The following is a 19,853-nucleotide window of genomic DNA, read 5'->3' on the forward strand; positions in this document are numbered from 1 at the left end:
CGGTGATCAGCCGCGCTTGGCCTGCTTCTCGGCAATGGCGTCAGCCACGTCAGCCGGCTCCAGTACGATGCCTTCCTGATCCGGGGTCGGGAACACGGCAACACACAGCTCATCCTGCTCCATACCGTCAACCCAGCGCTCCAGCCACACCTTGAGGGTGATGGACTGCGGCTTGCAATCGGCCCACTCACCTTCGGCCCACGCCTTGGCGTACTCCGGGTGCGGCCATACCGGGATGCAATCTTCATCGTCGGTGGTCAGCATCATGACGCCATGCTCGTCAGTCAGGACGAACAGCTCTTCATGCTCGACCAGCTTGCTGATGAAGTGATCGTAACGGTAATCAGCGTTCAGTTGCAGCGCGGCATTGCGCTCGGTGTCGCTCAGTTCATAGCTCATTGGCCAAGTCTCTCTCTCGATAAAGGGCGCCATGTTCACATCTTGTCGTCAGCTTGTCCAGCTTGCAGCCCCTTGGCACCGGATGGGGAGGACAATGACGCAAATAAGGATAGAGCAGCCTCCTCGATAGCGAGACCGCCAGCCATCATATTGCCCCTTTTACAGCGCAGGGGTGATCAGCTCCACATCAGGCTGCTCGCTCAGCTTTTGCCGCAGCCAGTAGGCGGACTCCACCTCGACAAAGCAGAGCAGATCCCGGCCATTGGCCGCCATCATCATCAGCTGTTCAAAGCGAAGCTGTTGTTGCTGCTCCCAGGCGGCAGCGAGTTTGGCACCGTGGGCCTCATCCACCACTTCGCGGCGCAACTCGAACAGGTTATCGGTGATCGGGCTGTTGATCTTGGCGGCGGTGTGCCAGTACATCAGCAGGTTATCCATCATCTCGCTGTCGTAGTTGGCCAGTGCATCCAGCTCTGGCGTATCGCCGCTGTCGCTGGCGGCAAAATCACACCAGCCCGCATCGAGTGACGCCAGCTCATGAGCCCCCTTGGCATGCTTGCGTAACAGCGCAATGTCGGCCCCCTTGCGTGCAGGCAACCATACCTCGCCCTGATGGGCATCCAACAGGGACGTCAACGAAGCAGCGGGGTAAACCGGAAAGCGGGTACAAAGTGAATGCAGCAGGGATACCAGAGTGATCTTGACCATGAGCGATACCTTGAACAGGGCGAACAGCCACCAATAGACCGTCCGATATAAAGAAGTGCCCTATCCTACCACGTTTGGTCCGGCTCGGCCCTTGGCGAACCTGTCAGCCAACCATCTGATTACGCCGAAAAAAACAGCATTTGAAACGCAACATCCAGCCAAAGATCAATAATTTGAGCCAGCGCCCACTAAAGTGGATCCGGGGATGCTAGTTTGCATACATCTTTAGCGTAAGGAGTAAATCCATGATTGGGATCGACCAGGTTTCTAACGAATTCGTGAACGATTTGAAAATACTGGCATGCTTTGATCCGGCCAACATGAGCCTGGGGATTAAATTACGCAGCGATATGTCTGAAGAGTTGTGCCAGGCGGCAGCCCGTCTGCATCAACAGGGGCTCATCAGCGCAGAAGATGGCGGCTATCTCACCCCGTTTGGCATGACCATGGTTGAACACCTGCAACATCTGCTGGTCGCACTCAAACCGCTTTGACCGGCTGTGGTGCCCAGAGTGAAAAGTTGAGTAGCTCCCAGCGCTCCCCTTGGTGAAGATGACAGGCAAACAGCAAAGGACCTTCGGGTCCTTTTACTTTGCCATCCACCAGCCACTCCCCCTCCCTTTCAGGCACCAGTCGCGCATTCACCTCATCGGGTTGCTGTGCAGTGCCCATCCGGACCTGGACAAATTGCTGGCAGATCACCTGCGCTTCCATCGCGGATTGAACCGGTACCGGCGCATCAGACGTCGGAGTCAAGGTGGCAGCAAGCAGGAGCGATAGCAGCATGATTCAGCACATGGGAGTCAGTAGCAGAAGCCAGATAAACAAAAAGCCGTGGCACCAGAGGTACCACGGCTTTCTTAAATTCTGTAAGAATTACAGAGCGGTTACGTTCTCAGCCTGCGGGCCTTTCTGACCTTGGGTCACAGAGAACTGTACGCGCTGACCTTCAGCCAGGGTACGGAAACCGTTACCTTGAATGGCGCTGAAGTGAACGAAAACGTCCGGGCCGTTTTCTTGCTGGATGAAGCCAAAACCTTTGGTTTCGTTGAAAAACTTAACGGTACCGGTGATCATGTTAGACATATCTTTTAAACCTGTATTCAAAATAATTACTTATGCTTTTCAGCGGGTAAAGCTCAAAAAACGGGATTAACTTATGAACAACAGGACAAGATGTGAAACATCGTATTCATTGACATAACTATCGCCCTTTCAAGCTGGTTTGGATTATACGTGGCTTTGTAGATTACGCAAACAAATTTGTGCCCTGCCAACGGCAGGGCACAAACCGTTATAAGGTGGCCGCTTCCAACGCTTCCACCAGTGCTCTGAGAAAACGAGCCGCCTCCCCGCCAGTACAGGCTCTGTGGTCAAATGTCATCGACAGCGGCAATGCCCTGACGGGACGCGCTTCACCGTGGATGAACACCACTTTTTCGAACAGTTTGCCTGCCCCTATGATGGCCACCTGCGGCGGCGTGACGATGGGGCTGGCATAACGGCCTGCGATGGCACCGAAGTTGGTGAGCGTAATGGTCGCCCCCTGCAACATCTCGCGCGGCACGGCGCGCGCCTTAACATCAGCGATCATCCGATCCAGCCCCTGCCGGATATCTGCCCCCTCCCGCTCGGCCACGTTCTCCATCACCGGCACATAGAGGCCATGCTTTGAATCCACCGCGATGGCCACATTGACCTCTTTGAACAGCCGCCGTGACAGGGTGTCGCCATCAAACCAGGCATTCATCGAGGGCTCGGCGCGGCACGCCATGCCAATGGCCTTGATAAGGCGCACCGTCACATCCTCATCAGGCCGCCAGTGACGCAAATCCACCTCGTCGGTGATGCTGACCGGCACCACAGTCTGATGAGAGAGCTCCATCGCCTTGGCCATGGCCCTGCGCGACCCTTTGAGGAATTCGTTGCCACTGCTCTGCTGGGCCTCGAATGCCTGCTGCACATCCAGCTCGGTCACCATGCCGCCGCTGCCACTTCCCTTGATCCGGTCGATTTCCAGACCCAGCTTCTGCGCCAGCAGGCGCACGGCAGGCATGGCTTGCACCAGCGATCCCCCCGGGGCAATGGCCCCTACCACGAAGTGATCCTCGATATGCTGCTGATGGGCGCTCACCTTGCCCACCACAGTGCCATCATCCTCCCCCCCCTCGAACTCCACCAGCGGCGCACCGATATGGAGGATATCCCCCTCGGCGCCGCAGAGACGGGCAATCACCCCGGCCACCGGAGAGGGCACATCCACCAGCGCCTTGGCCGTTTCCACCGACAAGAGCACCTGATCGACCGCGACGGTATCACCGGCACTCACCTTCCACTCGACGATCTCGGCTTCGGCCAACCCTTCACCCAGATCCGGTAATTTGAAAAATTTCATAGCCACTGGTTCTCCATCAGCTGGTGAGCGGCATCGGCGATATCCTGCTCGGTGATGAGGTAATACGCCTCGTTGCGATAGTAGGGGACGGCGGCATCCACCCCGGTCAACCGTTTGGGTGGCGCCTTGAGGCTGGGAAGTGCCTGCTCGGTCACCCGCGCCACAATTTCGGCCCCGACCCCGAAGCTGCCACACGCCTCTTGCACCACAAGCAAGCGGCCGGTCTTGCGTACCGAGGTGAGGATGGTCTCCATATCCAGCGGCTTGATGGTGGCCAGATCCAGCACCTCGCACTGGATATCCTGCTCGGCCAGCAGGTTCGCCGCCCGCATCACCTCCTGAATGCAGGCCCCCCAGGCCACTACCGTGATATCGCGGCCAGGGCGCAGGGTGAAGCAGACATCCAGCGGCAGGCCGACACCGTCATCCACCACCTCGGATTTCATCGAACGGTAGATGCGATCGGGTTCGAAAAACATCACCGGATCCGGATCGCGGATGGCCGAGAGCAGCAGGCCATAGGCGCGTCTCGGGCTGGAGGGGATCACTACCCGTAGCCCAGGGATATGGGCAAACAGCGCCTCGACGCTCTCGCTGTGATGTTCAGGCGAATGAATGCCCGCACCATACGGGGAGCGATAGACAAGGGGACAGGAGAGACGGCCACGGGTGCGGTTTCGCATCCGCGCCGCCTGACAGATGATCTGCTCCATCCCGGGGAAGATGAAGCCCTGAAACTGGAACTCCGCCACCGGCTTGAGCCCCTGGGTCGCCATGCCGACCGCCACCCCGGCGATCAATCCCTCGGCCAGCGGCGTGTCGATCACCCGCTTGAAACCGAACTTGTCGCGCAGGCCCACAGTGGCGCGAAACACCCCGCCGTTGACCCCCACATCCTCGCCCAGTACCACCACATCCGGGTCGTGCTCCATCTCGTAGTGAAGGGCCATGTTGACCGCTTCCAGCAAACTGATCTCACTCATGGCCAACCTCCTGCTTCATCCCCTTGGCAATCACTCGCTCGCGCTGGGGCACGAGTTCGGCGGGCAGGCTGGCGTAGTGATAATCGAGCATCGCCTCCGGCGGCTGGGGCGCCATCGTCTCATAACGGGCGACAGCCTGCTCTACCTCTCGGGTAGCCTCCGCCAGCAGGCTCTGCTCCTGCTCTTCATCCCACCAGCCTTTGCTATGCATAAACTGGCGCAGCCGCTTGACCGGCTCTTTCGCCCAGGCGGCCTCGACCTCGGCCCCATCGCGATAGCGAGTGGCATCGTCGGCCGTGGTGTGATCGCCGAGGCGATAACTGACCGCCTCGATCAGGGTCGGCCCCTTGCCGCTGCGGGCCCGTTCGACGGCACTGCGGGCGGCATCGTAGACCGCCACCACATCGTTGCCATCCACCTGCAGGCTGCGCACCCCGGCGCCAATACCCTTCTGGGCCAGCGTAGGAGCGCTCGATTGCAGCTTGCGCGGCACCGAGATAGCCCACTGGTTGTTGTTGACGATGATGACCATCGGCAGGTGCCAGACCCCGGCGCAGTTGAGCCCCTCCAGAAAATCCCCCTTGGAGGTGCCGCCGTCGCCGATGGTGACTACGGCAACGCGCGGTTGATTACGCAGTTTGAAAGCCGAGGCAATACCGCAGGCGTGGGTGATCTGGGTGGCGATGGGGACGCAGATAGGGAGATCTTCAGAGGGAGTCCCATCGGGTTTGAGAAAATAACTCCCCCGCTCGTCACCGCCCCAATATTGCAGGTTCTTCTCCATCGGTACGCCCCGCACATAGAGGGTGGGCATGTCCCGATAGTAGGGAACGTAGACATCCTGCGGCTGCATGGCCAGACCAATGCCAATCCCCACGGCTTCTGCGCCGAGATGGGAGGGAAAAGTACCGAGTTTGCCGGTTCGTTGCAGCGCAATCGCTTTTTTGTCATAGCTGCGCACCATCACCATATTGCGGTAGAAAGTGTGCAGTATCGCCTTGTCCAGCCAGGTCGGTAAGGTGGCGACCGGGCACCCTTCCGCATCGAGGTAACGAAGGAAAGGGATGTCGACATGGGTCATAACTGGCTCCTTGCCGTTGTGAGCGTCACCGATGCTGGTGACACCTAGATGTAAATACCTTGTTAAATAAAAAGCAAAGGGATTTACTCAGGTAAGACCAGTAGAAACTTCTTTAAAGTAGCGAAGGAGCTGAATTTTCGGCGATGAGTGGCAAGGTATGCCGTAAATGGTGCAACTTTGCAGCGCTGAATGCAGGATGCAAAATGTGAAAAAGGGGAGCCTTGCTCCCCCATTGAGTTACTCAAGTCAGCAGTTACTTCAGTTAGCTGTTACTTCGGTCCGCCGTTACTCCAACCAGCAGTTACGCCAGCCAGTGTTGCAGTTGGCGGGCCATGCCAACTGGCAGCAAGTGAGCGCGACTTAGCAAGTGGCTGCGCCAGGGTTCGGCCAGCAAGGTAGGGCAAATTCGCATCTCCCGTCCCCGGTCAGCCACGCGCACCAATCGATCGATGAGAGTCTCCAGCGGCGGATGCGCCGGCCAGTGAGGATAGAGGTCGGCCGTCGCGATCCCGGCCAGCTCGCACACCCGCTCCTCTTCCTCATTTCCCTTCCCATCAACCATTGGCCAGGGGTGAAGCACCTGCAGCCAACCCGGCCTTGCGGCCTCCAGCAACTGGCCCAGCGTCGGCTGCGCAAAGTGGGGATCTCCTGCGGCTTTGAGCAGATGGCGCGCCCCCGCCAGCACCACCACGCCGCGGGCGGGAAGTGCAAGAAGATAATCGGCCAGCGCCCGATCCCGCCCCCTGTTGTGTTGCTGCCATAGCTCCGGGCTCATCTCCTGCCACTCGAATAAGGGCTCGCAGAGATGCACCCGCAGCCGCACATGTTCGGGGCGCGCCAGATTGCTCTGGCGCAGAGCGGTGAAGAGAGCCGGAAACTCGGGGGCCATCCAGGCGGGAAAGGCGCAGGAGTCGAGCCAGACCGGATAGAGCCGCGCCAGCGTGAGCGGCTCACCCTGCCAGCTCTCCTGCTCCGTCAGCCAGGCATCGAGTAAGCCCTGATGGCGGCGATTGCCGCACTCCAGCACCAGATCGGTCATGACTCCCCAGAGCGCCGGATCACGCAGCCAGGCGTGCTGGCGCCGGATAAAATCCGGGTGCCAATGCGGCTCCCCCAGCCCCACCAGTTTGCCCGCCTGCAAAGCTTCCCTGATAGCGGCAACAGGGGTCATGCGTCCCCCTCCTGCCGGATGTGCGGTTGCTGCCCGAGCCCATAGACCCGCTCACAAATAAAAGCGCCGATCTTCGCCAACCAGTCGGGATGCACCATCTCCTGATGCAGGCAGAGGAAGCGCTCATAGCGGATCTCCCCTTTTGTCAGCGACGCCCAGCCACGCCCATCCAGCCAGGGCTGGCGGGAGGCTGACGCCTCGATAAAGATCACCTCCCCGTGGTAGCAGTAGTTGACCGGCTCACGGATCAGCCGGTTGTTGTGGCCCACCTGCTCAATCATGGCGCTCACAACCTGCTCGTCGAGCATGGCCAGCGCACTCCCCTCCGCCCCCAGTCGGGCCACCACCTCGTCGCGAGTGAGGGAGTCGAGCGCCTCGTCCGCAACCGCAATCCCCCCCATCCGCAGCAGCGCATCGAGCATCCGCTGCTCGTCGGGCAACGGCTGGGTCTGCCACTGCTGGCAGGGGTAGGCATCGAGCAGCAGCACCATGGCCACCTCTTGTCCCTGCTCTTGCAGCATGGCGGCCATCCGGTGCACCAGCATGCCCCCGAGGGACCAGCCGAGCAGCCAGTAGGGCCCCTCGCTCTGCTGACGACGCAGCTCGGTCACATAGTCAAGTGCCAGCTCGTCGAAACTGGCGGGCAGCGGCGCATCCGGCTGACAAAGCGCCCGCGCCTGCAGGGCATAGACCGCCATGTCGGTCGGCAGATGGGGCACCAGTGGCGCATAACACCAGCCGAGCCCCCCTGCGGGGTGGACGCAAAAGAGGGTGGGGCACGATGTGCCAGACTGCGCACCATGCGCCCGCAGGGGCAACAGCATGGGCATCGCCTCCCGCTCGCCGCCAAGACGACGCGCCAGCTGGGCAGGGCTCGGTGCTTCGAACAGACTGGCCAAAGTGAGCGCCTGTCCGGTCGACTCTTCAATGCGCACCACCAGTTGCGCCGCCAGCAGGGAGTGGCCGCCGAGGGCAAAGAAGTTATCGTCGGCGCCGACCCGCTCCAGCCCCAGTATCTCGGCGAAGAGGCGACAAAGCCGCTCCTCCAGCAGGTTTTTTGGCAGTGACTGACCGACCGCCGACGCCATATCAGGCAGCGGCAGCCCCTTGCGATCCAGCTTGCCATTGGGGGTGAGCGGCAGCTCGGCCAGAGTAACCAACAGTCCCGGCACCATGTAGTCGGGCAGCGCGGCGCCAAGGGCGGGTGCTAACTCGGCCAGCGTCAACTCGCTGCTATCTGCGGCCACCACGTAGGCCACCAGACGGCGATCGCCGGGGGCAAATTCGGGGGCCAGCACCACCGCTTGCGCCACCCGGGGATGGCGAAGCAGCACCTGTTCGATCTCCTCCAGTTCGATGCGCTGGCCACGGATCTTCACCTGAAAATCGAGTCGCCCCAGATACTCGATGGCGCCATCCTCGCGCCAAGCAGCCAGATCGCCGCTGCGATAGAGCCGTCCCGCGCCGAAGGGGTTGGCAATAAAGCGCTCGGCGGTGAGCTCGGGCTGACCAAAGTAGCCCTCCGCCACCTGCACGCCGCCGATCCAGAGCTCGCCTGCCACACCGGGCGGCACCGGCTGCAACCAGGGGTCAAGAATGTAGATGCTGGTATTCCAGACCGGATAGCCGATGGGCACGCTGGTCACCGCCTCGTCTGCCCGGCAGGGATACCAGGTGACATCCACCGCCGCCTCGGTCGGGCCATAGAGGTTGTGCAGGGGGGCTGAGAATGTCCCATACCAGCGCTGCACCAGATCCGCGGGCAGCGCCTCGCCGGAGCAGAAGACCTGCCGCAGGGCGCGGCAACGGGCAGGCTCGGCTTGTGCGACGAAGATCTGCAGCATGGAGGGGACAAAGTGCAAGGTGGTGATCCCGGCCTGCTCAATCAGCTCGGCAAGGTAGGCGGGATCCTTCTGGCCGCCCGGTTTGGCGAGCACCAGCCGCGCCCCGGTCATAAAGGGCCAGAAAAACTCCCAGATGGAGACATCGAAACCGGCCGGGGTCTTTTGCAGCACCCGATCCGCCGGACCGATGGAATACATGTGCTGCATCCAGAGCAGCCGGTTGACGATGGCGCCATGGCTCACCACCACCCCTTTGGGCCGACCGGTCGAACCGGAGGTGTAGATGATATAGGCCGCATCTTCCGGTTTGGGGGCTGGCAGATCACAAGGTGCTATCCCCGCCACGTCTATCGTCGCCAGCTGCTCTGCCACACCGGGGGCATCTAGGCAGACAAGTGGCGCGGCCACGTCGAGCGGCATCTGAAGCGTATGGCTGGTCAACACCAGCGCAGGATCGCTGCTGGCGAGAATGTAGCCGATCCGCTCCGCCGGATAGTCCGGATCAACGGGCACATAGACGGCCCCCACCGCCATGATGGCCTGCTGGGCGAGAATAAGCTCGGGAGAGCGCGGGATCACCACCGCCACCCGACAACCGGGGCCCACGCCCCTCCCTGCCAGATAGCTGACCAGCTGGCGGGTACGCTGGCGCAGCTCAGCCACACTCCAGCGCTCGGCGCCACACTCCAGCGCGATGGCGCTCTGATCCGCCGCCGCCAGCCCCTCGGCCAGCAGTGCGTTCAGGGTGGTGATCGGCAACGGATAGTCGGTCTGGTTCCAGCGCGCCAGCTCAGCCTGCTCGCAGGGCAGCAGCAGCGGCAAGCGCACAGCCTCGACTTCGTCACCCGCCTCACTCCAGGCCGCCAGATAAGCTACCAGCCGGGCCAGATGACGTTCACTCTCCTGTTGGCTGAAGCGCCCCTGATGTGCTTCGAGGGTCAGGGTCATAGCGCCTGCCTCCTCGCCAAAGTAGAAGGCGCACTCCTCCACCGGCCCCGCCGCCAGCACCTGCACCTCACCACGAACCTGGTTGTGTCCTTCACCAAAGCTGAGGGTGCGGGCAAAGGGCATCAAATTGACCTGAGGGCCAAACAGCGGCTGACCCGGCTGACGCTGTTGCAACCACTCCTGACGGCAGCCCTGATGACGGCGCAGGGCGGCAAATTGCCGCTCGACCTGTGCCAGCAACTCCCCTACCCGGCTGGTGCCGCTCAGCTCGATGCGCAGGGGCACCACATTGACCTTCATGCAGGGGGTATCGGCCGCCGCTGAGCCTAGCCGCCCCATCAGCGGAATACCCAGCACCACCTCGCCAGCGCCGCTCATCCGCTGCACATAGCTGGCCACCGCCGCCAGCAGCAGGCTGTAGGGGTGACAGGCCGAACGACTCGCCCGTGCCACCAATGCCTGCCACTGGCGGCCAGCCAGCCGCTGCTCAAGACGATATGTGGGGCCCGCCCCTTGCGCCGGACGGCGGGAGAGCGACGCCGGATTCTCCACCCCGGCCAGCTGCTGCACGAAGAAATCGCGATCCCGAACGGCGCGTGGCGAATCCTGATAGGCCGCCTCTTCAGCCAGCAACTCCTGCTGGGATGCATAACGGCAGGGTACAGGCTGCTCGCCGGCACAGAGCGCCTCATACCAATTTGCCACCCGCTGGCAGAGCAGGCTCAGGCCAAAGCCATCGATGGCGATATGGTGCACGGCGATAAACCAGGCCCACCGCCCCTCGCCAAGGCGATAGAGCGTCGTGGTAAACAGCGGCCCCCCGGCCAGATTGAAGGGGACGGCCAACTGTGCACGCATCTCGGCCTGCGCAGCGGCGAGCGGGTCGGCTTCGCTGCGCAGATCCCGCTCGCTCAGCTGCCAGCAAGCGGGGTTGGCCACCATCTGCGGACCATCGGCAGTGGCCACAAAAGCGCAGTGCAGACCGGGGATCTCGTCGATAGTCTGGCGCACCGCGCGGGTGAAGTGATGGGGTGCCAGCGCCCCCTCCAGCAGCCAGTACTCGCCGGTATTGCAGGCGGGGCTCTGCGGGTATTTTTGCTGGGCAAACCAGATGCCCGCCTGAGCCGTGGTAAGCGGCCAGCGCGGCAGCTCACCACGCTGGTGGGTGGCGCGCATCGCCATTGTCTGTTCCATGGGAATGTCCTTGCGCAAACATCGAGCGAGCAGTGGCTTGCCCCTGCCCGCATGGCTGAAAAGCGAGGAGGCCAAGCCTCCTCCATAAAGAGAGTGTCACGCCTGCCAGATCGGCAGTGCGCTGGCTAAACCCCCAGGGTGGCACCGCCATCGACCACCAGATCCTGCAGGGTGATATGGCTGGCGGCATCGGAGGCGAGAAACAGCACGCAGGCAGCCACCTCGTCGGGGGTCCCAAGTTTGCCAAGGGGGATCCCCAGCTTGAACTGCCCGGGCAGGCCCGCGATGGTGCGCTGCTCTCCCTCCCGCTGCTCAGCCTCCCCCTCCTGCCACATGCCGTACAGCATGGGGGTGCGGGTCGAGCCCGGCGACACCAGGTTGCAGCGCACCCCATAGGGGGCAAGTTCCAGCCCTGCCGTTTGAGTGAGGCTGGTCAGCGCCGCCTTGGAGGCGCCATAGATGCCCATCCCCACTCGCGGCACCCGACCGGCATTGGAGGAGACATTGACGATGGCGCCCCTGCGCCGCCTCTGAAACCAGGGGGTCAGGGCCCGCATCAGGTAGAAGGGGGCGAAGGTGTTGATGGCGAAGGTGCGCTGCAAGAGGGCGTCATCCACCTCATCGATCCTGCCGGTCGCCAGTATGCCGGCGACATTGACCAGCACATCGGGCCCCAGCCCCTCGTCCAGCAGCTGTTCGCAACAGCGGGTCACGGCCTCGCTGTCACTCACGTCGATCACCACCCCCTTCACGTTGCCGGGTAGCGCCTCGGCCAGTTGCAGATCGAGCGCCACCACGCTGGCCCCCGCCTCGGCAAAGGTGCGCGCCACCGCATGGCCAATTCCCTGCGCCGCGCCGGTCACCCAGATGGTTCTGCCTTGCCACTCGCTCATGGGGTGCACTCCGGTTCGCTGACGTGCTCTTCGTTGACCTGATAAGCCGTGTCCTGACTGACATTCAGCTGACGGGAGAGGAGCGCCCACCAATGGGCCAGGGTCGGCGTGCGAGCCAGCTCGGCCAGCTCCACCACCAGCTCCTGCTGACGCCACTCTTCCACCAGCCCCATCACCGCCAGCGAGTCGAGACCGTAGTCAAGCAGGTTGTCATCCTCGGCAGGCTGCTCCTGCTGCATCTCGGCGGGCAGCCGTGCCAACACCTGAGCACGTAGTGACTCGCGAGTCAGAGGGCGTTTGCTGGCCGCCATCACCTCGGCCACGGTAATCACTCGACCGGCATTGCGGCTGACATAGGAGAGCGCCAGCAGATGATCCTCGCGTGAGAAGTCGGCGATGGCATCTGCCACCAGGAAGGGACGGATATCGCGCATAAAGGCATCGACCGCCGTCTGCATCACCCCGATATGACCGTAGATGCCGCAGATCACCAGCTGATCTCGCCCCCATCCGGCCATCAGCTCGGCCAGCGGTGAGCGGCAAAAAGCGCTGTAGCGCCACTTGGTCAGCACCGTATCCTGCGGCTCGGGGGCCAGCGCCGAAACGATGGGTTGACGCTCGGGCGCTCGGGTCAATCCGGGCCCCCACATGTCGTTGAGCAGCGCCCGATCGGCCTGACTCTGCTCGGCGGGCTGAGCGGTGTAGACCACCGGCATGCCGAGAGCACGCGCCTGACGGATCAGGGTGGCGATATGGTCGATGACCTGATTGATCAGCGGATTGTCCGTCCCGTAGAAGTCGACGAAATAGTGCTGCATATCGTGGACCAGCAAGGCGGCGCGGCCCGGTTCGAAGGGCCAGTTCACCCGCCCGGTGGGCAGCTCCTCAGCGGTGGGCAGCGGATAGGCGGCGAGGGATTGAATGGTCATGCACACTCCTTGGCGAGCTGCTCGCGCAGCCTCTGTTTGTCTATCTTGCCGACCGGGGTGTGGGGCAGTTGCTCCACCAGCACCAGGCGATCGGGCAGTTTGTAATCGGCCACCCCCTGCTCGCGCAGGAAACGGCGCAAGCGGGGCAGATTAAGGGGCTCGCGGCACATCAAAAAGGCGCAGCTGCGCTCCCCGAGCATGGGATCGGGCATTGCGACCAGTGCCGCCTGCCGCACCTCCGGGTGGGTCAGCAGCAGCTCTTCAATCTCGAGGGCGTCGATCTTCTCCCCACCCCGGTTGATCTGATCCTTGTTGCGCCCCACCACCATCAGATGACCGCCGGGCAAGCGGCAGACCAGATCGCCGGTGCAGTAGAAACCGTCCCGATCAAAAGCCCGCTGATTGTGGGCATCAGCCTTGAAGTAGCCGCGAAAGGTGTAGGGGCCACGCGTCCAGAGCTCGCCGCACTCACCATCGGGCAAGGGGTGCCCATCGCTATCCCGCACCTCCACCTCGTCACCCGGGCTCATCGGGCAACCCTGGGTATTGACGATGTGCCACTGGTCATCCTCGGTGCGGGTGTAGTTGACCAGCCCCTCGGCCATGCCGAACACCTGCTGCAAGCGGCAACCAAGGCGGCTCGCTACCGCATCGGCATGAGCCGGGCTGAGGCGCGCACCTCCCACCTGCACACACTCCAGAGAGGCCTGCGGATAGTGGCTGGCCGCCTCCAGCCAGAGCGCCAGAGCCGGTGGCACCAGTGCCGCCCAGTTGACCTGATGGCACTGCACCAGCGGCAGACAGGTTGCTGCAGAGGGATCCTTTGCCAGCACCACGCAGCCACCGGCATAAAACACCCCGAGTGCCCCGGGGGAGCTCAGGGGAAAGTTGTGGGGCGCTGGCAGGGCGCAGAGATAGCTCACCCGCTCATCCCAGCCGCACACCTCTACGCTCTGGCGCACGCTGTAGCCATAGTCATCGTGGGTACGGGGGATCAGTTTGGGGGTGCCGGTGCTGCCGCCGGACAGCTGGAAAAAAGCGACTTGATCGGCCGGGGTAGGAGTTGGCGCGATAGCCGTCAGCGGCGAACCATCAGCACGATCCACGGTTTCAGGCTGACGCCATGCAAATCCTGACAGAAGATCGGAGCCTTCAGCCTGCTCGAACAGCAGTGTCTGGCAGGAAGGAGATACCAGCTCATCAAGGGCCGCGAGGCTCCCCGCTTCACCGGCAAAGCCGGGATGGGAGGGGCTGAGTACCAGCAAGGCGGGCTCAATCTGGCGGGCAAAGGCCACCAGCTCGCGCCGCTGATGGCTGTAGAGGGCGTGCACAGCCACTACGCCGCAGCGGATCAGGGCAAACCAGCAGATATAGAACTCGGCGCAGTTGGGCAACTGCACCAGAGCGGTATCGCCATGGCCCAGCCCGCGCGCTGCCAGCCCCGCCGCCAGCGCATCGACCTCACGCTTTAACTGGCCATAACTGAGGGTGCGCTCGCCGCAGATCAGGGCCGTGCGCTCGGGATAACGTTCGGCGGAGTCATCGAGCAGGGCGGTGAGCGGTTGCCCGCGCCACCACCCTTGCGCACGGTAGTGGGCTGCCAGCTCGGCGGGCCAGGGGGTAAAGGGCACCAGCGGCTTCATGCGGTTACCTCCGGCTCCCGGCTTTCGAGGCCGAAGGCACGCAACATGGTGCCGAGCTTGGCGGCGGTCTCCTGCCACTCCGCTTCCGGCGAGGAGCCCACCACGACCCCGGCGCCAGCATAAAGCCGCAGTTGCCTGCCAGCCAGCACGCCACAGCGAATGGTGACTACCCACTCGCCATTACCATCGGCATCCATCCAGCCGACGGCGCCGCAGTAGAAGCGGCGATCGTACCCCTCGAGCCGGGCGATGGCCTGACGTGCTGCCGAGAGCGGCGTGCCGCATACCGCTGGCGTCGGGTGCAGTGCCAGCGCCAGAGCCAGCACGGGAGAGGGCTCATGGAGCCGCCCGGCGATGCGGGTCGAGAGGTGCCACATGGTAGGAGTGGCGATCACCTGCGGCTCCAGGGGGACGTCCAGCTCGCGACAGAAGGGAGCGAGGGCCGCAGCGACTGCATCGGCCACCAGCGCATGTTCATAGCGATCCTTCTGCGCCCCAAGCAGTTCGGCACTGGCCGCCTGTTGATCAGGAAAAGCGTGGCGCGGACGGGAGCCCGCCAGCGGATTGCTCACCACCCCCATCTCGCTACGCGATACCAGCAGCTCGGGGCTGGCACCAAGCAGGGTCTCCCCCTCCGGCAGCGGGATCTGGAACACATAGGCCCCCGGATTCTGGGCCAGCAGAGAGCCATAGGCGTGTGCGGGGGAGGTCTGCTCTGCGCTCTGCACATCGATGGCGCGCGACAACACCACTTTCTCGAGTTGCCCCTCGCTGAACTGCTGCAACGCCGCCCGCACCGCCCCCTGATAGTGGGCTGAGCCGGTCACTTCGCTCACCTCGCCATGGAGCTGGCAACAGCGGGCGGGCAACAGCGCATCCCGTTTGACCCACTGCGATTGCGCCGGGATCACCAGATGCCAGGGGGATTGGGTATCAAACGGAATGGCGCCGATGGCGATGGGATTGACCATCCCCTGTTGGCGCAACTGACGCAGATGGGCAAGGAGCTTATCCGGTGGGATGCCGGTAAAACTGTCGTGGATACCGGAGGCGACCAGTACCCTGTCACCGCTGGCAAAACAGCACACTTTATCCAGCCCGGCCGCTGTGGCGGGCCACTCTCCTTCCAGTGCATGGTCACACATGACGGTGCTACTCCTTGGAATGAATCACTGCCTGACACGACTTAAGGTGAGTCATTTGACTCACCAGATATCAGGGTGAACGGCATCCTAACAAGGAGCGAAAAAACGATCAATACAAATGAGAATCAATTTCATTAACTTCTTTTTAGTCAAAAGAAGGTGACGAACGAAACTGAGCTTCGCCGATAAAAAAGAGTTGCGATCGGAGCAAATTCAACTTGATAATGATAATGCTTATCATTTGTATATTATGGAAGATGTAAATAATGAAATCCTCAACCTCCCGTTTTATTGCTCCCAGCCTGCTGGCCACCACCATCGTCACTCTGCTGACCCAGCAAGCGATCGCCGCCAGCAACGCCCCTCAAGCCGATGAAGTGATCACCGTCACCACCACGGCGCACAATACCCGCTCGGCACCAGCCTCCATCTCTGTCATCACGGCCGAACAGATCGCCGCCGCGCCCGTCAATGACCTTGCCGACCTGCTGCGCCACGAAGTGGGCATTCAGGCTGAAGCTGACACCAATGGCCGCAGCGATATCGGCATTCGCGGCATGTCCGGCAAGTACACCCTGGTACTGGTGGATGGCAAACGCCTCTCCTCCTCCAATGCCCTGTGGCGCGGCGGCAACTTCGACAACACTCCCGTGCCCCTTGGCATGATCCAGCGGGTCGAGGTGATCCGTGGCCCCATGTCGGCACTTTACGGCTCCGATGCCATCGGTGGTGTCATCAACATCATCACCAAGCAGCCGGGCAAAACCTGGCAAGGGGCGGCCGATGCCGACTTCAAGGCTATCGAAGGCAAGGATGGCGGCGATCAGCACAGAACCAACCTGGGCTTTACCGGCCCGCTGACCGACAACCTGCTGATCCGGATGAACGGCGAGGTGTATGACCGTCAAGCCTGGACCCCCACCGAAGCTGCTGACGGCATCCCTCTTATCGAAGCCAAACAGACCCGCAACTTCGCCTCCACCCTCAGCTGGCTGGTGGATGAGCAGCAGCGCTTCGAGCTGGATTACCTCTACAACCAGGATGAGCGGCCTCTCGATATCTTCCGTAAAACCGGCAACAAGGTGCACAGCCGCCAGCAGCAAAACGATCGCAACCTGTTTGGTCTGACCCACAAGGGGAACTGGAGCTGGGGTGACACCACCGTCATGGCCAACTATGAAAGCTCCCAGATCGATGATTTCAATACCAGCTACTCGCCCCCGCAGCAGCGCGAACTGGAAGAGAACACCTTGACCCTCAAGGGCTACACCAACCTGGCGCTGGCCAACCACTACCTGACCCTGGGTGGTGAATATCTGGATCGGGAGCTGGTGGATGCGGTGAGTTACAAGGATATCGGCGGCAAAGAGAGTCACTCTCAGGAGGCGCTGTTTGCTCAGGACGAAATTGGCCTGACCGACAGCCTGACCTTCACGCTGGGCGGCCGTTACGATCACCACGAGATCTACGGCAGCCACTTCACCCCGCGCGGCTATCTGGTCTATGAGATGAACGATGTGGTGACAGTGAAAGGCGGGGTCAGCCAGGCCTTCAAGGCACCGGCGCCGCACCAGTACTCCAACGGTTACAGCATCGAGAGTTGCGGCGGCAGTTGCCGCATCTATGGCAGTGACAAGGTCAAGCCGGAAACCAGCACCAACTACGAGCTGGGCGTTATCGCAGGAGAAGGGATCTGGGAAACCAGCGCCACCCTCTTCTACTCCGATATCGACGACATGCTCACCTTCAAACAGCTGTCGAACTCCACTGACCGCACCTGGTACAACTTGGAGAAGGCCACCACCAAAGGGCTGGAGCTGACCGGCAGGCTCGATCTGACCGACGACATCAATCTGGGTGCCAACTACACCTACCTGAAAGCGGAAGGCGATCAGGGTCAGGCCCTGCCCGAACGGCCGGAGCACAAGGCCAACGCCAAACTGACCTGGCAGGCCACCGAGCGGGTCAACGCCTTCGTTGGCACCACCTACACCGGCACCCAATATGCGGAGCAGACCGTCAACAAGGCCGTGGTGCTGCACAAGCTGCCCAGCTATCAGACCTTCGATCTCGGCACCGGCTTCAAGGTCACCGAGAACTTTGACCTGCGACTGGGGATCAACAACCTGACCGACGTGCGCCTGCAAGAGAAAGACACCGTCTTCCAGAACGTCGAACCGGGTCGCAGCTACTACGTCAGCGGCTCAGCCCGCTTCTAAGGTAGCCAAGGCCGATATAACAGAGCGCGGGCCCATGCCCGCGCTCTGTTAACCAAGAGAATAAGGGGGAGATCCCCACTGGACAGCAAAGAGCATGCAGATTTCCATTTTCATCAGGATCGCTCATGTTCACCTCACTTCTGAATGCTTCACCCCTTGCAACATTGCCCACCCCTGACGAGATGTTAAAGGCCAGACCCTGTCCGGTACGGCTCGCTCGCCAAATTGCACGCAGCCGCCAGCAAGCCCGCCATATTCTGCAGGGTGAGGATGATCGCCTGCTACTGGTGATCGGCCCCTGCTCCATTCACGATCCGGCTGCCGCCCGCGACTATGGTGGCCAGCTCGCTGAACTGCAGGACCAATACGGGGAGCAGCTGCAACTGGTGATGCGCACCTATTTCGAAAAGCCGCGCACGACGCTCGGCTGGAAAGGGTTTATCTTCGATCCCGACCTCGATGGCAGCGATCGGCTGGAAAAGGGCCTATCCCAGGCCCGAGAGTTACTGCTGGCCCTTGGACAGGAAGGGCTCGCCTGTGCCACCGAATTTCTCGATCTCACCAGCATGCTCTATCTGGGGGATCTCATCAGCTGGGGCGCTATCGGTGCCCGCACCACCGAATCCCAGCTCCACCGCCAACTGGCCTCGGCCCTCCCCTGCCCCATTGGTTTTAAAAACGGCACCGACGGCAATATCCGGATCGCGGTCGAGGCGATCCTCGCCAGCCGGGCAGCCCACCTCTATACCCAGCCTTCCGGTGATGGCCAGCTGGCACTGGTGCGCAGCCATGGCAACCCCGACTGTCATCTGATCCTGCGCGGTGGCCGCCAACCCAACTATCAGAGCAATCATGTTACAGAGGCTGGAGACTTGCTGCGCCAGCATCATCTGTCACCCCGGCTGATGATCGATTGCAGCCACGGCAACAGCCAGAAGCAGCATGCCCGCCAGCTGCTGGTTGCCCGAGATATCGCCGACCAGCTGGGCGCTGGTAGCCATGCCATCGCCGCCATCATGGTGGAAAGTTTTATCTGCGAAGGGCGTCAGGAGATTGGCAGCAAACCGCTACGCTACGGCCAGTCGATCACCGATAGCTGCATCAGCTGGGAACAGACAAGGCAGCTGCTCGATATGGTGGCAGAAGGGGTGGAGGCGCGCCGTCAGCAGCGGATCGCCCTCGCGGGATAAATGGCGGATTATTCAGATAACGCAGAAAACACTGTGGCCCCGATGGGGCCACCTTGTTGTTCGCTGTTTGACACTCGTCAGGCGACTGACTCCCGCTCCACCAGCTGGGCTTCAAACTTGAGCGCCAGGCCGTCCACCGGCTTGTGATCGAGCAGGCGCAGCGCCAGCTCGGCAGCGCGGCTGCCCATCTCCTCGATGGGGTAGCGCACCGTGGTGAGCTTGGGATAGATGTAGCGGGCGTAAGGGATATCGTCGAACCCCACTACCGACACCTGCTGCGGGATCTTGTAACCCCGCTCCAGCAGGCAAGAGATCGCCCCCGCCACCATGCCGTCGTTGAAACCGAGCACGGCAGTGAACTCGACACCACGGGCCAGCAGTTCACTCATCGCCACATAGCCGCCATTTTCGTCGGCAAAGGCGCGGCTGACGAGTGCAGGATCAAAGGCGATCCCGGCTCTGGCCAGAGTCTGGGTGTAACCGGCCATCCGCTGCTGACCATCGACAAACTCTTCATCATCGGAGGTGATAAAGGCGATGTTGCGATGCCCGGCATCCAGCAAGTACTGGCACGCGGTGGTGATCCCCGCCTGGTTATCGAGCCAGACGCAGCGATCCTCAAAGCCCGGTACCTGACGGTTGATGAAAACGATGGGGGTAGAGCCAGCCGCGAGCTCGCTCAGCTCCTCGTCCGGAAGCGCCTTGCTGTGGAGGATCAGCGCATCGCACTGGCGCTGCAGCAGCGCCTGAATGGCGTGACGCTCGCGCGCGATATCATGGTTGCCAGACATGACGATGGTGAACTTGTTGGCCTGATCGACCATGGTTTCGATGCCACGCATCATCTGGGCAAAGAAGGGGCCGCCGCAGAGGTCGCCCACCAGCACGCCAATGCAGTTGGAACGCTTGCTGACCAATGCCTGGGCAAAACTGTTGGGTCGAAAATTCAGTTCCTTCATGGCCGCCAGTACGGCCTCACGCTTTTCCGGTGCTACCTGTGCCGTGTTGTTGATAACCCGCGACACGGTGGAGATAGACACATTTGCCAGCTGAGAAACGTCTTTAATCGTTGCCACTATCCATTCCTTTATTGTGGGGGAACCTGTCGGTG

The 19,853-nt window shown here is 61.9% G+C and carries 17 protein-coding genes; 3 read left to right on the forward strand and 14 right to left on the reverse strand.

Features of this window, described 5'->3' with window-relative positions; translation table 11 throughout:
* Positions 1–6: 6 nt before the first annotated feature.
* A complete protein-coding gene (locus tag I6L41_RS09295; protein ID WP_005334204.1) occupies positions 7–399 on the reverse strand; it encodes a DUF2750 domain-containing protein in 393 nt (130 codons plus the stop codon).
* A gap of 159 nt (positions 400–558) precedes the next feature.
* Positions 559–1,107, reverse strand: a complete 549-nt coding sequence (locus I6L41_RS09300; protein WP_216963567.1) for a hypothetical protein — start codon at positions 1,105–1,107, stop codon at positions 559–561.
* 245 nt (positions 1,108–1,352) lie between these two features.
* On the opposite strand from I6L41_RS09300, the gene I6L41_RS09305 reads away from it, so the two are divergent.
* A complete protein-coding gene (locus I6L41_RS09305) occupies positions 1,353–1,601 on the forward strand; it encodes a TIGR02647 family protein (protein ID WP_005334209.1) in 249 nt (82 codons plus the stop codon).
* On the opposite strand, the gene I6L41_RS09310 is transcribed toward I6L41_RS09305, so the two are convergent.
* The 11 genes from I6L41_RS09310 to I6L41_RS09360 all read right to left on the reverse strand — a co-directional run bounded on the left by I6L41_RS09310 (position 1,588) and on the right by I6L41_RS09360 (position 15,333).
* The gene (locus I6L41_RS09310) at positions 1,588–1,893 is read right to left on the reverse strand and encodes a hypothetical protein (protein ID WP_108540234.1); all 306 of its coding nucleotides are present in this window, start codon (positions 1,891–1,893) and stop codon (positions 1,588–1,590) included. The genes I6L41_RS09305 and I6L41_RS09310 overlap by 14 nt on opposite strands.
* A gap of 90 nt (positions 1,894–1,983) precedes the next feature.
* Positions 1,984–2,193 (reverse strand): cold-shock protein, encoded by a 210-nt coding sequence (locus I6L41_RS09315; RefSeq protein ID WP_005302803.1) that lies wholly within the window; start codon positions 2,191–2,193, stop codon positions 1,984–1,986.
* Between the two features lie 208 nt (positions 2,194–2,401).
* Positions 2,402–3,502, reverse strand: a complete 1,101-nt coding sequence (locus I6L41_RS09320) for a dihydrolipoamide acetyltransferase family protein (RefSeq protein ID WP_128816518.1) — start codon at positions 3,500–3,502, stop codon at positions 2,402–2,404.
* Positions 3,499–4,485 (reverse strand): alpha-ketoacid dehydrogenase subunit beta, encoded by a 987-nt coding sequence (locus I6L41_RS09325; protein WP_151287062.1) that lies wholly within the window; start codon positions 4,483–4,485, stop codon positions 3,499–3,501. The genes I6L41_RS09320 and I6L41_RS09325 overlap by 4 nt, the downstream gene beginning before the upstream one ends.
* Positions 4,478–5,566: a pyruvate dehydrogenase (acetyl-transferring) E1 component subunit alpha gene (pdhA, locus tag I6L41_RS09330; protein ID WP_139441541.1), complete on the reverse strand. Its 1,089-nt coding sequence runs from the start codon at positions 5,564–5,566 to the stop codon at positions 4,478–4,480. The genes I6L41_RS09325 and pdhA overlap by 8 nt, the downstream gene beginning before the upstream one ends.
* 301 nt (positions 5,567–5,867) lie before the next feature.
* Positions 5,868–6,737: a hypothetical protein gene (locus I6L41_RS09335; protein ID WP_216963569.1), complete on the reverse strand. Its 870-nt coding sequence runs from the start codon at positions 6,735–6,737 to the stop codon at positions 5,868–5,870.
* Positions 6,734–10,723, reverse strand: coding sequence for a non-ribosomal peptide synthetase (locus I6L41_RS09340; protein ID WP_216963571.1), 3,990 nt, complete (start codon positions 10,721–10,723; stop codon positions 6,734–6,736). The genes I6L41_RS09335 and I6L41_RS09340 overlap by 4 nt, the downstream gene beginning before the upstream one ends.
* Positions 10,724–10,848: 125 nt before the next feature.
* On the reverse strand, positions 10,849–11,616 hold the full coding sequence (gene dhbA / locus I6L41_RS09345; protein ID WP_216963573.1) for a 2,3-dihydro-2,3-dihydroxybenzoate dehydrogenase: 768 nt from the start codon (positions 11,614–11,616) through the stop codon (positions 10,849–10,851).
* A complete protein-coding gene (locus I6L41_RS09350) occupies positions 11,613–12,545 on the reverse strand; it encodes an isochorismatase family protein (protein WP_216963575.1) in 933 nt (310 codons plus the stop codon). Before I6L41_RS09350 ends, dhbA begins: the two co-directional genes overlap by 4 nt.
* Positions 12,542–14,188 carry a (2,3-dihydroxybenzoyl)adenylate synthase gene (locus tag I6L41_RS09355; protein ID WP_216963577.1) on the reverse strand — a complete coding sequence of 549 codons (1,647 nt, stop codon included), beginning with the start codon at positions 14,186–14,188 and terminating at the stop codon, positions 12,542–12,544. Before I6L41_RS09355 ends, I6L41_RS09350 begins: the two co-directional genes overlap by 4 nt.
* Positions 14,185–15,333 carry an isochorismate synthase MenF gene (locus I6L41_RS09360; RefSeq protein ID WP_216963579.1) on the reverse strand — a complete coding sequence of 383 codons (1,149 nt, stop codon included), beginning with the start codon at positions 15,331–15,333 and terminating at the stop codon, positions 14,185–14,187. The genes I6L41_RS09355 and I6L41_RS09360 overlap by 4 nt, the downstream gene beginning before the upstream one ends.
* Before the next feature lie 266 nt (positions 15,334–15,599).
* Here I6L41_RS09360 and I6L41_RS09365 point away from each other — a divergent pair, with 266 nt between their 5' ends.
* Together I6L41_RS09365 and I6L41_RS09370 are read left to right on the forward strand one after the other, a co-directional pair.
* On the forward strand, positions 15,600–17,552 hold the full coding sequence (locus I6L41_RS09365; protein WP_216963582.1) for a TonB-dependent receptor: 1,953 nt from the start codon (positions 15,600–15,602) through the stop codon (positions 17,550–17,552).
* Positions 17,553–17,677: 125 nt separating this feature from the next.
* Positions 17,678–18,742 (forward strand): 3-deoxy-7-phosphoheptulonate synthase, encoded by a 1,065-nt coding sequence (locus I6L41_RS09370; RefSeq protein ID WP_216963585.1) that lies wholly within the window; start codon positions 17,678–17,680, stop codon positions 18,740–18,742.
* Positions 18,743–18,819: 77 nt separating this feature from the next.
* On the opposite strand, the gene I6L41_RS09375 is transcribed toward I6L41_RS09370, so the two are convergent.
* Entirely contained in the window at positions 18,820–19,818 is a 999-nt protein-coding gene (locus I6L41_RS09375) for a LacI family DNA-binding transcriptional regulator (RefSeq protein ID WP_201990420.1), read from the reverse strand.
* Positions 19,819–19,853 lie beyond the last annotated feature (35 nt).

It is taken from the genome of Aeromonas sp. FDAARGOS 1411 (genome assembly GCF_019047125.1).
Classification (GTDB): Bacteria; Pseudomonadota; Gammaproteobacteria; order Enterobacterales; family Aeromonadaceae; genus Aeromonas; species Aeromonas veronii.